Source organism: Lysinibacillus sp. FJAT-14222 (genome assembly GCF_001278875.1).
In the GTDB taxonomy this organism is placed as follows: domain Bacteria; phylum Bacillota; class Bacilli; order Bacillales_A; family Planococcaceae; genus Lysinibacillus; species Lysinibacillus agricola.
Window position 1 is genome coordinate 1 of record NZ_LIYL01000048.1, and the last position, 12849, is coordinate 12849.

16 protein-coding genes and 1 pseudogene are annotated in these 12849 nt (G+C 36.2%); 14 read left to right on the plus strand and 3 right to left on the minus strand.

What is annotated here, in order from left to right:
- The first annotated feature begins 268 nt into the window (after positions 1-268).
- From AN161_RS19950 to radC, 5 genes and pseudogenes are all read left to right on the plus strand, one after another.
- Positions 269-1570, plus strand: coding sequence for a folylpolyglutamate synthase/dihydrofolate synthase family protein (locus AN161_RS19950; protein WP_241774607.1), 1302 nt, complete (start codon positions 269-271; stop codon positions 1568-1570).
- On the plus strand, positions 1567-2820 hold the full coding sequence (locus AN161_RS19955; RefSeq protein ID WP_053596086.1) for a folylpolyglutamate synthase/dihydrofolate synthase family protein: 1254 nt from the start codon (positions 1567-1569) through the stop codon (positions 2818-2820). The genes AN161_RS19950 and AN161_RS19955 overlap by 4 nt, the downstream gene beginning before the upstream one ends.
- A gap of 559 nt (positions 2821-3379) precedes the next feature.
- A complete protein-coding gene (locus AN161_RS19960; protein ID WP_053596087.1) occupies positions 3380-4027 on the plus strand; it encodes a hypothetical protein in 648 nt (215 codons plus the stop codon).
- Between the two features lie 99 nt (positions 4028-4126).
- Positions 4127-4720 carry a Maf family protein gene (locus AN161_RS19965; RefSeq protein ID WP_053596088.1) on the plus strand — a complete coding sequence of 198 codons (594 nt, stop codon included), beginning with the start codon at positions 4127-4129 and terminating at the stop codon, positions 4718-4720.
- A gap of 34 nt (positions 4721-4754) precedes the next feature.
- Positions 4755-5210 (plus strand): annotated as a pseudogene (gene radC / locus AN161_RS19970) (DNA repair protein RadC); the annotation flags it as partial.
- Between the two features lie 87 nt (positions 5211-5297).
- Here the strand turns inward: radC and AN161_RS19975 are convergent.
- Positions 5298-6476 carry a tyrosine-type recombinase/integrase gene (locus AN161_RS19975; RefSeq protein WP_053596089.1) on the minus strand — a complete coding sequence of 393 codons (1179 nt, stop codon included), beginning with the start codon at positions 6474-6476 and terminating at the stop codon, positions 5298-5300.
- A gap of 109 nt (positions 6477-6585) precedes the next feature.
- A complete protein-coding gene (locus AN161_RS19980; protein ID WP_053596090.1) occupies positions 6586-7071 on the minus strand; it encodes a helix-turn-helix domain-containing protein in 486 nt (161 codons plus the stop codon).
- A 159-nt stretch (positions 7072-7230) separates the two neighbouring features.
- Between AN161_RS19980 and AN161_RS29895 the strand changes: the two genes are divergently transcribed.
- The 3 genes from AN161_RS29895 (at position 7231) to AN161_RS19990 (ending at position 8114) form a co-directional block, all read left to right on the plus strand.
- Positions 7231-7404 carry a hypothetical protein gene (locus AN161_RS29895; protein ID WP_158003075.1) on the plus strand — a complete coding sequence of 58 codons (174 nt, stop codon included), beginning with the start codon at positions 7231-7233 and terminating at the stop codon, positions 7402-7404.
- Between the two features lie 22 nt (positions 7405-7426).
- A complete protein-coding gene (locus AN161_RS19985; protein WP_053596091.1) occupies positions 7427-7627 on the plus strand; it encodes a helix-turn-helix domain-containing protein in 201 nt (66 codons plus the stop codon).
- A gap of 244 nt (positions 7628-7871) precedes the next feature.
- On the plus strand, positions 7872-8114 hold the full coding sequence (locus AN161_RS19990) for a hypothetical protein (protein WP_053596092.1): 243 nt from the start codon (positions 7872-7874) through the stop codon (positions 8112-8114).
- Here AN161_RS19990 and AN161_RS19995 read toward each other — a convergent pair.
- Complete coding sequence (locus tag AN161_RS19995; RefSeq protein WP_053596093.1) at positions 8095-8604, minus strand: hypothetical protein; 510 nt, start codon at positions 8602-8604, stop codon at positions 8095-8097. The genes AN161_RS19990 and AN161_RS19995 overlap by 20 nt on opposite strands.
- Before the next feature lie 71 nt (positions 8605-8675).
- Here AN161_RS19995 and AN161_RS20000 point away from each other — a divergent pair, with 71 nt between their 5' ends.
- The 6 genes from AN161_RS20000 (at position 8676) to AN161_RS20020 (ending at position 12847) form a co-directional block, all read left to right on the plus strand.
- Complete coding sequence (locus AN161_RS20000) at positions 8676-9044, plus strand: hypothetical protein (protein WP_053596094.1); 369 nt, start codon at positions 8676-8678, stop codon at positions 9042-9044.
- 150 nt (positions 9045-9194) lie between these two features.
- Positions 9195-9350 carry a hypothetical protein gene (locus tag AN161_RS29020; protein ID WP_241774608.1) on the plus strand — a complete coding sequence of 52 codons (156 nt, stop codon included), beginning with the start codon at positions 9195-9197 and terminating at the stop codon, positions 9348-9350.
- 217 nt (positions 9351-9567) lie between these two features.
- Positions 9568-10476, plus strand: coding sequence for a hypothetical protein (locus AN161_RS20005; protein ID WP_053596095.1), 909 nt, complete (start codon positions 9568-9570; stop codon positions 10474-10476).
- Positions 10473-11231 (plus strand): ParA family protein, encoded by a 759-nt coding sequence (locus AN161_RS20010; RefSeq protein WP_053596096.1) that lies wholly within the window; start codon positions 10473-10475, stop codon positions 11229-11231. Before AN161_RS20005 ends, AN161_RS20010 begins: the two co-directional genes overlap by 4 nt.
- A 30-nt stretch (positions 11232-11261) precedes the next feature.
- The gene (locus AN161_RS20015) at positions 11262-12239 is read left to right on the plus strand and encodes a DUF3850 domain-containing protein (protein WP_053596097.1); all 978 of its coding nucleotides are present in this window, start codon (positions 11262-11264) and stop codon (positions 12237-12239) included.
- Between the two features lie 50 nt (positions 12240-12289).
- Positions 12290-12847, plus strand: coding sequence for a Holliday junction resolvase RecU (locus tag AN161_RS20020; protein WP_277815964.1), 558 nt, complete (start codon positions 12290-12292; stop codon positions 12845-12847).
- Positions 12848-12849 lie beyond the last annotated feature (2 nt).

Consider the following 12849-nt stretch of genomic DNA (forward strand, 5'->3'; position numbering starts at 1 on the left):
TCTATTTAAAATCAAAAAGTGATGATCTATAAGAAAAGGTTGGATTGTCATTTACACAAAAATATTGACAGTCCCGAGACTCCCTTGCCTGGTTATCATTAAATAGTATGAAATTTACTTAAAAACACACGAATTCTCACTTTATAAAGTGCTTTTCTGTGTGTTTTTTTAGCTTTCATTCAAAGTGTAATTAAACAAGAGTTTTTTTAGAAATATATGTGTATTGAGCGCTACTTGTACTAAAATAGAGATATTGTAGTAAAAGGGAGTGTTTCTTTTGTTTAAAACGATGAAAGAATGTACAGATTTTATTTTTACGTTAAAGGCAGTTGATCATAAACGTGCACCGCTCGTATTGATGCGAGAGGTACTAGCACTTCTAGATAACCCACAGGACAGGCTACGCGCTATTCATTTAGCAGGCTCAAATGGAAAGGGTTCAACAGTGAATGCGCTAAGAGAAATGTTACAACATGCTGGCTACAAAGTTGGCGCTTTTACTTCACCTCATTTAGAGCGTGTTAATGAACGAATGACTATTAATGGAGCTCAAATTTCTGATGCACAATTTTTACGTTATATGAACAAAGTTGCTGAGATTATTGAGACACATTATGAAGGTGATTTTCCAAGCTTTTTTGAAGTCGTCACACTTATTATGTTCCAATATTTGGCGGATGAAGAAGTGGATATTGCGCTGATTGAAACAGGACTTGGTGGACGTTTAGACGCTACGAATGTTATGACGCCACTTATTTCAATTATTACAACGATTTCACTAGAACATACAGCGTTTTTAGGAGACACTTTAGCAAAGGTAGCATTTGAGAAGGCGGGAATTATTAAGGAAAATGTACCCGTTGTAGTAGGTGTTAAAAGTGAAGAGGCACTCACGGTTATCCAGGAGGTAGCAAATGAACGCCATGCTCCCTGCTTTGTTTTAGGGAAGGATTTTACGGTTGAAAACATTATACAAGGTACTAATATACAGCACTTTAATTACCAAAAAGCAAATATGGAGATGGTAACTGTCCCATTAAAAATGGCTGGGCCACATCAAATAAATAATGCAAGTCTAGCGATTACGGCTATCCAAACATTAAGAGAGAATGGAACAATTAACATTTCAGATGAGTCAATTCGTCAAGCACTGGCAAATGCTCAGTGGGCAGGCCGTTTTGAGCAATTACCTAACAATATAGTATTAGATGGAGCGCATAATTCTGAAGGAGCTGCTGCACTTGTTCAAACACTTAAAACGGTATATCCGCACCAAAACTATCGATTTATATATGCCGCATTATCAGATAAAGATCATGCGAATAGTATTGCTTTAATGGATAGTATTGCTACATCAATAGCATTTACACAAATTGAGCTACCGAATGCTATGCCTGCTGACAAATTAGCTGCATTATCTACAAATACGAATAAAGCGTATAATGCGAATTGGCGTGAAATGGTTCAATCAATGCTACATCAAAGGAATGATGGGGATATTATAGTCATTACAGGCTCGTTGTATTTTATAGCTGAAATACGACAATGGCTACAGGGGGAACAACGATGATCCCAAATTTTAATAGCTATAAGGAAAAGTGGAATGTTCAGAGCGATGATGTTATTAAACCTGGCCTAACTGCGATTGAAGAAGCATTGGCACGAGTAGGTAACCCAGAGAATAAATTGCAAGTCGTGCATTTAGCAGGGACGAACGGTAAAGGCTCGACACTTACATTTCTAGAATCTATCGCCAAAGAACATGGCTTACGTGTTGGTAAATTTATGTCTCCTTGTATTTTGGACGTGCATGACCAAATTCAAGTAGAGGGTCAAGCTATTACAGAAGCGGAAATGAATCAAGTATTCCAACAAATACTTGCAGCTGGACTTAGTGGGAAACTAACAGATTTTGAACTATTAACTGTTGCAGCATTTTTACATTTTGTTGCTAGTAATGTAGATATTGCCCTTATTGAAGCAGGTATGGGGGGCTTACTTGATAGTACGAATGTAGTTACACCAATTGTATCAATCATACCGAGTATCGCATTAGAGCATACGAATTTTTTAGGAGGTACGATTGAAAGTATTGCCCACCATAAAGCCGGAATTATGAAGCCATATCGTCCAGTTATTATCGGTGATCTACCGTTAGAGGCAAAGAATATAGTCTATCAGGAAGCCTCAAAAAAACATTCAGCCGTTCTTGAGCTAAATCATCAATTTTATGTGGAGCAAGAGAATGATGGAGAGAGCTATGAGTATAATGACAATGGCTTCCGTATTACAAAGCTCACACGCACAATGAAGGGCGCACATCAGGCGGATAATATGGCGCTTGCTATTACAGCCTTTTTGGAAGTGGCGACCACGATAGAGTTACAAGTAAGTAAAGAGGCTATTCAAAAAGCTGTGAAAAACGCAACCATTTTAGGACGCTTTGAAGAAATTTTGCCTTTTATTATTTTAGATGGTGCTCATAATCCAGCGAGTGCTGAGAAATTAATAGAAACGATAAAGCATGAGTTCCCAGGAGAGCAGATTACTTTTGTAATTGGCATTCTTGCTGACAAGGCTGTCAAAGAGATTTTGCATCAATTTGAGCAGATAAGTGATTGTTTTTGTTTTGTTGATTTCAATAATCCTCGTGCGATGGCCGCTCAAAAAATGCTGGAGCTGTCTAACGCCTCTCGTAAAGCAGTTTTAGAAGATTATGTGCAATTTTTACAACAACAGTCAGAAAGTAAATCGAGGACTATTGTATCGGGATCGTTGTATTTATTAACGGAAGTACGTAGTAGATTCAAAAATAGTTAACATATAGTCGAGAAGGTAATATATTTACAGTAAAATCAGGTACTCATTATAAAAATGAGTCCTGATTTTTTTATGCCCTTTCTGTCGGCTTATGTGCAGCATCCTCAGTAATTGCAAGATATGCTCGTTTGGCAGCTTCCCTTCAACAGCAAGAAATTTCTAATTTGAGGTGAAATAAACCCTAATATGAATAAATCCATCTTTTACTATATATAAATTAAATTTTCGGTATTAAATTAGGATGGATAAAAAATGGTTAATCAACACACCTGTAATATTATTTCTATTTCCATTCTATTAACTCCTTTTCTCATTCAGCAAAATTGTTCTTTGATAGAGGTATAAAAGAGTAGAGTAATGAATGCACCTCTTTTTTGTTTAAAGTAAATCTTTCGTTACAAAAATATTTTATGTTGAAGTAAAACTTTGAAAAGAACTATTAAATCAAAATGTAGTAAATTCGCATTTACACAACCTTTTATACATATACTTATATCAAATTGTAGCAATCTCGTCTTTTTAAAATTTACTTTGATACGTTGGAGAATGAGGTGGACGAATGAAAATTGTTAGTCAGATGATGAAAAAACAAATATTTCGAGCGATGTTTATTGGGGGAATAGTTGGACTTTTTGGTGTAGCCATTTTTTTAGGTATTCTTCAAGCAAGCACTCAATTTTCTTTGAAAAATGATAGTAGCGGGGTAGCCAATAATAGTAGTAATAATAATACGGACACGGAAACAATTCCGACAGCGGGGGGAGCAACGAACGGGTCCATGTTTTTTGCAAGCCAAGCAGGGGTCTATTCAAATTATGAAAGTGCAAGCTCGTTTGTATCTGAACACCCTTCATTAAAAGAAAGTGCCATTGTCGAGGTTGATGGGAAATTTTATGTTTGGACAAGTATGGTAACAGAAGAAAGTCAGCTTGTCTTTTTAAAGGATCCTGCAACATTTAAAAAAGCATTTAGTTTGAGTGGTGACAGTTGTAAGGAGGCAACGATTGTAGAGCTTCCATCTGTGCTAGCTGACAAAAAAGCAACAAAATTAAATTTTAAGGATGATTCGAAAGATTCTACGCTGCCTGCTGATTGGCAATCTATTGGAACGGCAGCCTCTTCTATTTCAAACGATATCAACATCATTCGCTTACATGTTTTTGCCCATTACAAATCGAAAAATGCTTGTCTTCAAGTGAAATTTTAAACATAAAAGATAGTGAAATAAGCATTATCTTGATTTTTAGAAAATTTTCAAATCCCAAATTCTCCGTTATGATAACTAATAAGGAGGAATGGTCAGATAATGTTTAAAACAAATTACAAGCTAGTGCTTGCTTCTGCTTCACCACGGCGAAAGGAATTGCTTGCTATGCTATCACTTCCATTCGACATAACAACTAGTGAAGTAGAAGAGACAAGCGTCCAGGCAACTACAATGCAAGATTATGTAAAAGGTGTAGCTCTATTAAAAACACGTGATGTGGCAAAAAAAGCTCCAAATGCAACGATTATTGGAGCGGATACTATTGTTGTTTATGATGATGAATTACTTCATAAACCAAAAAATCGTGAGGAGGCAATTTCTCACTTATTACGCTTATCAGGCAAGCATCATGCGGTCATGACAGCTGTAGCCATTATTGAGCCTGACGGTAATGAAACTACATTTGTCGAAGAGACAACTGTTGTCTTTCATCATTTATCACGGGAGCTTATCGAAGCATATGTAGATTCGGGAGATCCATTTGATAAAGCAGGTGGTTATGGCATTCAAACGGCTGGAACCCTTTTAGTGAAACGAATTGAAGGAGACTATAACAATGTTGTCGGCTTACCACTTGCAGCGTTGTTTACGCAATTGGTAGCACTCAATATTATCCAATTTGCGAAGGAGTGAGGCTTTTTTGCTGAATGATGTTTTACCAAGAACGATGATACGAGACGTTAATATAGAGGATCGACCTCGTGAAAGACTACTGCGACAAGGAGCTATGAGTTTATCGAATCAGGAGCTACTGGCTATTTTACTAAGGACAGGCACTAAGGAAGAGTCTGTTCTTGTACTTGCAAATCGCGTACTAAGTGTTTTTGAACGTTTACATCATTTGAAACATGCAACAATTGAAGAAATGGTTGCTATTAGAGGGATTGGAGAGGTTAAAGCCATTCAAATATTAGCTGCAATTGAACTCGGTAGACGTCTCGCACAGAAACAAAGCGATGAAAAATATACGATTCGTTCACCGCAAGATGCCGCTGCCTATTTAATGCCTGATATGACCTCACTGAGCCAGGAACATTTCGTAGTTCTTTTTTTAAACGTTAAAAATCAAATTATTCATAGGCAGACGATTTTTATAGGCAGTCTAAATGCTTCGATTGTTCATCTATAAAATAAAAAAGAAGAAAAGCCAGTGGTTTCAGGCGTTAGATATGCGTTGTGATTTCATTTAGTGACCAAAAAGTGACCAATGTTATAAAATATTATCAAATTTTGAAACTTCTTTTAATTTATCTTCATTGGTTAAGTGACTGTAAGTTTGAATTGTTTGACGAATGTCCGAGTGACCAAGCTGCTCTTGAATCACCTTAAAGTTCGAGTTTTTAGCAACCATAAAACTAGCAAATGAATGTCTTAGTCCATGAAAATTGATGTAAGTAAAATTATTACGTTCTAACAACTTCCTCCATTCGTTTGTAATGCTATTTAAATGATTTGGATAACCATAAGGATTTGTATATATTAAATCAATAGGTTCACCATTCTCATCTAGAGCCGGTTCCCATGCATTACCACATCGTTCTTTTAAGTGTCTGTGTTCTTCAGCAAATTCTTTGATTTCGTCCATAAATTTAGATGGAACCATAACTGTTCTAGCTTGTCCGTTTTTGGGAGGTCCTAATAGAAACTTTTTATCTTCTTGGTCGTAATGCAATTGAGCATCAATTAAAATCGTATTATTTTTAAAGTCTATACAATGGTGGCGTATTCCTAAGATTTCAGAACGTCTTAGTCCGAGTACAGCCGCCATTTTAATTGCTATTTTTTGTTTCAACTTTACTTTATCTAATATTTTGAATAAGTTGATTAGTTCTTCTTCTGTATAGTAATATTTTTCACGATTTCGTTTAGCGTCATTAGGCTCTTTAATAGCAGCCATCGGATCATCATCTTTGTGTATCATTTTCCAGGCGACGGCTTTAGTAAAAATGCTTTTTAGTATGAGATATTTCCCCTTAAAATTTTTTCTACCTTCAGCTTTCTCATGAGCAAAAAATTCCTCGATATGAATAGTTTTAATCTTATTTAATTTCATATTTTTAAAATAAGGAATGATGAAATTGTTTACGGTATTACTATAAGTTTGATATGTGCGTATACGTAAATTTTTCTTCACATGTAATTCCATCCATTTATCTGTAATAAATGCCTCAAATGTAATGTTATCTAAACTAACGTTTTTATTTGATGTTGCTACCTCTAATTCATATTCTTTAATCGCTTTTTTGATTGCGCGATCGGACAAGCTTTTCATGCGAACAGTTTTCGTATATCGAATTCGCTTGCCTCTTTCATCGTATCCTTCTTCTACAGTGACTTTTATACGATCTTCTCCTTTTTTTGTAGGTTCCAAAATCTCGTAGCTAGCCATGTGCATTCCTCCTTAAATTGTAAGAAAGAGTAGCCAAAAAGCTACTCTTTTTTTGTTTTAGAAAACGTTTGGCCAAACGTCTAAATCCTATTGATTTTACTTTTCTTTCTTAACTTGTTTCGCGCCTTTGTGAAGCTAATAGTGTTCTTGCTTTTTTCTCAGCTTCCAACTCTTTGCGATAACTTTCTACTTCCGCATCGATCTCATCCTCAATGGTAGTAGCAGCTGTTTCAGTGTGCTTACTGTATATCTTTCCAAACAGCCCTATAAGTTCATTACGTGTGGTAGTAGGTAACTCCATATAGCCACTCATAATATCAATCTCTAATTCCGAAAGATTGAATTTTTTTGCCTTTTCATCTAATGAGAAAGTTTCATCCTTTACAAACATCTCACCTTCACCAGTGCGTAGCCAGTGCTCGTTAATGTTGAAAGCGGATGTAATAAGCTTTATATGTTGTTCGGTAACGTTTCGAACACCTTTTTCAACATTAGAAATACTGGATTTTGTAAGTCCAATTGAATCTCCGAATTCTTCCTGACTTAATTTGAGAATTTTGCGTAATTCCTTAATACGGTCTTTTTGTTCATTCATATCATCACCTCCTTGCAGTGAATATAACACAAAAAGTTCTGTATGAAAACTTTTTATTTCGAAACCGTTGACAAAGTTTTCAATGAATACTATTATGTATTCATACAGAACTTTTGTATTTCAATTAAAAAGTAATCTCATTTGAAAGTGGTGAGTCGAGTGGATGTAATATATGACATCAAAGATGAAACGGTTTTTGACGATTTAGCAACTAAATTGAAAGATATGACTGAGCAAGAGCAACAGGCTTTCATGATGTTGCTTCAGGGGTATCAAGCGGGTATCCGAGTTGGTTTGAGTATTGCGAAAGGGCAAGAGGAAGAACCAGCATAATTTATTGGAAAGAGGGATCTTAATGAGAAGAGTAAGGACAATAGATAAATTATTAGAATATCTAGATTCTGTTGAATGTCCGATTGGAAAATCTACTATCAGTAAATTAATTAAAGAAGAAAAGATTCCGCATATCAGAATTGCCGATAGAATTTTAATTTTTGATTTAGATGATATTGACGAATGGTTAGGAGGAACAATGCAAGAATACAAAGCAAATTGAATCATCAACATGCAGTAAGTTAGACGTTTGCGAGGTACAAAGCTCGCTCACGTCAAGCAGTTTGTAAAAGGTTGGTTAACCTTATCCTCTAAAGATTAACATTTACAAGCTGCTTGATGTGAAGGTCATCTTCATACATAACTAATCAAAGTGCTGTGATACCGAGCCAATGACGGTATAGTCGTAACTTATAGCTTATATGACGGTAGCAACGTCAAATAAAATTTTTAGGAAGGTGAGAAATATGCCGCGAGAACCAGTGAAAGAGTATTTGCTTAAAAAGTATCCGCTAAATGTAAACAACATAGAAGAAGCTTACAATAGCAATTTATTTTGGGAGAACTGTGATTTTGAAAAAGCACAGGAAATTTCAAACAAAATAATTGAGCTTTTAAAAGCAGAAGACATGACGTACACAGATGCATACGCCATGTTAGGTTATATTCGATTAGACCTTGAATATCGAGCTAATCGATTACGTCTGTAACATCGATAAACGACACAACATTGATTTGTTGATTTTCTAGGTTAATGAATGGAAGTTTTAATTTACCATCTAGCGTTCGAGCGTTTAGCAGATATGGGTAGATAGGGGATTCATCAACTTTAATGTCTGCTAAATCTACTAATTCAAAGATGGTTTTAAATAGTAAATCGAGGGTTGAAATTTTTTTGAATGGATTTGTATAAAACGTACCCTTATTGGTTTGAGCGTTATACGTTTCTATGATTTTTTTGAAGATGATAGTAGCATTTATTCCATCTGAATAAAAGCGAGTATAGTCAACGTCTCCATCACCCTCAATAAAAAACTGTATTGGATAGTTATCTTTGAAATTTACGAAATCTCCATACCAATAAGAACCGTTTAATTCGATAACGAGTTTTAATTTCCGATTATAAAAACTAAAAAAATCTGAATTACTTAATCTTTTTAATAAGAAATCAGCAGCTTGTAATTGTTGAATTGTATACATTCGAATCACCTCCTTTAGGTGATTATAGCAAATTTTAGTAGATTTTTGGGAGGAAAGGGAGGAATGAGGATTTGATTGAACAGCTACAGCAAGCATATGAACAAGGTCTGAAAAATCTAGTGTTCGTGAATTTTTCAAGTAAATCTGTTATTGGAGGTGATGGGATGAAAGAAAAGGATTTATCAGAATTGGAACTGTCAAAAGAAATAGCATGTTGCGAGGATATAACAACAGCAATTAATTGGTATTTACGTGATGGTGATTATGATTCGGTGAGGGCTTGTATAGCAGCCTTAGAAAAAAGTGTTTCTAAAATCGAGCACTTAGAAAATCAGATAAAAGCAAAACGCCGTAACAATTTATATGAGATGGCTAGTCAATTATGCAAACAAGGTAAATCAGCGAAAGTAGTGAAATTTAATGCAAATTCAAGTTTATGACATAAAAAAACTGCTTAATCGTTGTAGCGATTAAACAGCACGGTCTAAAACGTCAGATTTAGATTAATCCGATTATAACAAGAAGCGGATATAGTGTCTAGCAATTCAAAGATGGACAAGCCATCAAAATCAATAAGGGGGTATATTACGTTGAAAAGACCACGCAATTTAACAAGACAGGAAAAAGAATATATAGCTAGTTTCCGATTAAATCCTTTTAACTGGCTTATAAGTAAAAAGTTAACGGATAGTTGGTTAATTGTGCATCGTGAAACTGGACGACCACGTACGATTCCAGCGCCATAAAAAACAAAAAAGCCTTTGTGAGCAATCGCAAGGGCTTTGATTTTAGAAAATAAAAAAAGCCGTATAAACTCTGGACAGTTAACACGGCTCGTTTGACTATTGCTAGTATAGCAACCTTCATGGCAAACAGTCAATTAGCGTCCTTGTAATGGATATTAGATTTACGACCATAATCCACAAGGATACTAGATTATTAACACATTGGGAGAGAGTAGCCATGAAGGATAAACAGCGTAAGGTTAGACACGTTTTAGCGTCATATGAAGAAACATTTGGTGAGTCAGAATTAATGAAAATGCATGAAGATAGCTTACTGGATAGAGCTATTGCGGGGTATCGTGTGAAAAGTATTTGGAGCGGACCTGTTCTAGAGGTAGAAGCTTACCCGTATTGGACAGTACCGCAAGGGAAACGTGTAAAGAGGGATAAAAACAGCAGCAAGGCACAAACAAAGCTGAATGAAAAAAATAGACAAAAACATGTAGCGAGATTGATAAATGTGAACTTTAGAAACCATCACGATTTATACATGACACATACGTATGATGACCACAATGTGCCAGAAGACCATGCGCAAGCTAAAAAGGATATGCAGAACTACGTCAGACGTTTGAAGAATTGGCTAAAGAAACAAGAGAAATATGCTGATTTCGAGTTGAAATATATTTATACAACAGAACATACGCGTAACGGTGAGAAGGTGCGTGCACATCATCATATGGTGACTAACTTTCCTGATAGAGAAGCGGCTGAATTGCTGTGGAATAAAGGGAGGGCGGGTTCGGAACGTTTAGATTCAAGAGGTGAGAGTTTCAGGCCGTTAGGTAATTACTTGGTTAAAGAGAGAGGACCAAAAACGATGAAGAGCTATACACCTAGTCGTAATCTCAAAAAACCTAAAGTAACCGTGTCGGACACGAAGTTGACGCGTAGACGTGCTACTAAAATCGCAACGGAAGAAATTAATGCGCAAGAGATCTTTGAAAAAATGTATAAAAACTATCAGTTCAAACAAATGAATGTGTCATTTTCGGATTACGTAAGTGGCGCGTATATTCAGGTGGAAATGATGCAGATAGATACAATGGAAACATTAGTAGAAAAGAAAAGGAGATTGGATATATGAAAACTATCAGCATAATCAACCTAAAAGGCGGGGTGGCTAAAACCATATCTGCTATCAATATTGCCTACACATTAGTAAAAGTGCATGGAAAAAGGGTACTGCTCATTGATAACGATAAACAGGGGAATACCTCTAAATTTTTCGGTTTGCATAGCTATGAGGATAAAAGTTTAGCAGATCTGCTGACAGATAGAGATTGCAGCATAGAGAGTGTTATTAAACCTACAGCATACGAAGGGTTAAACATTATTCCTGCAAATATGAATCTGTTACGTGCTAATAAAGAGATATTACTAGACGTTTCGCGCCCGCAGCAAACACGACTACGGAAAGCATTATCACAGATAACTAATGAATACGATTATTGCATTATCGATAATGCGCCAGACATTAACATGACGGTTATTAATGCTCTTGTTGCTTCTGACGATGTATTGGTGCCAATTAAGGTGGATAAGTTTGCATTTGATGGTTTAGAGCTACTGGTGGAGCAAATAGCAGATGTTAAAGAATTTAATGACAACATCATATTCAAAGGATGCTTCATTACGATGTTCCAAAAAAATGGTGTAAATGTACAAGGATGCGAATATTTGTTTTCATCCACAAGTTATCCACTTTTCCACACTGTAGTAAGAAAAACAGTGAAAGTTGATGAAACGACATTCGTCGGCAAACCGCTATTAGATTACAAGAAGTCAACTGCTGGACAAGACTATGAAAAATTGGTCGAAGAATACCTACAAATGTGTTAGTTTCGGACACAAAAAAGGGGGTACGGACACATGAAATTCAATCTAAATCAGCTGATGAATGATAAATCTAAAGAAGCGGTAGAAAAGGAAGGGCTTGCTTTCAAAATAGAACACATTCCGATTGAGCGGTTACGACCGTCAGAAAAGAATAAATACACTGTTGAAGATGTAGCGGAGCTAAAATCCAGTATTGAATTAATGGGGCTTCAACAAAACTTATTAGTTCGTGAGCAAGAAAACGGTTTTGAGGTTATAAGTGGACATAGACGATTGAAAGCCATGCAAGAACTGTTTGTGGAGGGAAATGAGCAGTTTAAAAAGATACCATGCAAGGTTATGAAGTCGGTAGACGACATTCAAGCTGAATTGCAACTTATCCTAGCAAACTCGACAGCTAGGGAGTTAACAGATGCTGAAAAAACGTATCAAGCGGCTCGACTACAGGAGCTACTAACGGATTTAAAGAAAAGTGGGTTTCCTATATCAGGGCGAAGACGAGAAATAGTCGCGCAGCTTATGAAGGTATCACCTACACAAGTTGCACGTATGGAAAGCATAAATAAAAAGTTGATTCCTGAGTTAAAAGAGGAGTTTGACAAGGAAAACATCAATATTACAACTGCTTATGAAACGTCGAGGTTGCCGGAAGAACAGCAACAAGAAGTTGTCAGAGAATACAAGGAAGGCAATGCGCTAACGCCATCTGTTGCAAAAGAGAAGCGACAGGAAGTCATTGAATCGGAGCAAAAAGAAAAACCGATGACGCACGAATTAGACAGCTATCCAGATGAATTTGAAGCGGTAATAAAAGGCTTGAAAACATTTGTATGTGGTTTTAATAATCAGAACTTTCGAGTTGGTGACAAGTTGAAAATAAATGAATTTGACGATGACAAAATATTGCACACAGGCAGGTTTGTAGAAGTAAGAGTCATTTACTTACAAGAAGGCGGAGAAAACGGCATTCCAGAAGATTATGTCATTATGAGCATTAAAAAAATTAGATAACAATAGGCGGCTCATACATTGGGCCGCGCTTGTAGAAAGGGTTGAAAGCATTGAGGAAAACATACAGCAGAAGTCACGCAAATAGAGGCGCGAAGTTAGAAATGTTAGTAGAAATGACAAATAACCAATATCGAAATGCTTGGTTAGCGGATATTAGAAAAGTACCTACGCCAGTAAAAATTTTAAATACTGAAGGAAATAAAGTAACGGGACACCTTGATACACCGACGTGGGTTGACTATAGCGGAATTTACGAGGGTCATTCAATCATTTTTGATGCGAAAGAAACCAAAGTTAAACGATTCCCATTGAAAAATATCTCGCCGCATCAATATCAGTTGTTGAAATCATGGAATAAGCATGGAGCAATTGCATTTTTGTTAGTGGCTTTTTGGTTGGAAGGTAAAAATGAGCCGGAAATTTATGTGTTGCGTTTTGAGCAGTTAGAAGCGGCATATGAAAACCAAAATGCTGGACGGGGTTCTAAATCTATATCGCTCGATTTCTTTAGAGATAATTGTGAACCTGCGAAATCGAGAAACGGCATTCCTGTTGATTATTTAGCAGCGCTCAATTTAGACCAATCGAAAAAGTTGGTACAGAAATAAGG

Bases quoted from the DNA above. Each gene is read 5' to 3' on its own strand.
- AN161_RS19985 (WP_053596091.1), top strand. From the start codon at position 7,427: ATGAGAAGAGTAAGGACAATAGATAAATTATTAGAATATCTAGATTCT.
- AN161_RS19990 (WP_053596092.1), top strand. From the start codon at position 7,872: ATGCCGCGAGAACCAGTGAAAGAGTATTTGCTTAAAAAGTATCCGCTA.
- AN161_RS20015 (WP_053596097.1), top strand. From the start codon at position 11,262: ATGAAATTCAATCTAAATCAGCTGATGAATGATAAATCTAAAGAAGCG.
- AN161_RS19995 (WP_053596093.1), bottom strand. From the start codon at position 8,604: ATGTATACAATTCAACAATTACAAGCTGCTGATTTCTTATTAAAAAGA.
- AN161_RS19960 (WP_053596087.1), top strand. From the start codon at position 3,380: ATGAAAATTGTTAGTCAGATGATGAAAAAACAAATATTTCGAGCGATG.
- AN161_RS20005 (WP_053596095.1), top strand. From the start codon at position 9,568: ATGAAGGATAAACAGCGTAAGGTTAGACACGTTTTAGCGTCATATGAA.
- AN161_RS19965 (WP_053596088.1), top strand. From the start codon at position 4,127: ATGTTTAAAACAAATTACAAGCTAGTGCTTGCTTCTGCTTCACCACGG.
- AN161_RS20010 (WP_053596096.1), top strand. From the start codon at position 10,473: ATGAAAACTATCAGCATAATCAACCTAAAAGGCGGGGTGGCTAAAACC.
- AN161_RS19975 (WP_053596089.1), bottom strand. From the start codon at position 6,476: ATGGCTAGCTACGAGATTTTGGAACCTACAAAAAAAGGAGAAGATCGT.
- AN161_RS19955 (WP_053596086.1), top strand. From the start codon at position 1,567: ATGATCCCAAATTTTAATAGCTATAAGGAAAAGTGGAATGTTCAGAGC.
- AN161_RS19980 (WP_053596090.1), bottom strand. From the start codon at position 7,071: ATGAATGAACAAAAAGACCGTATTAAGGAATTACGCAAAATTCTCAAA.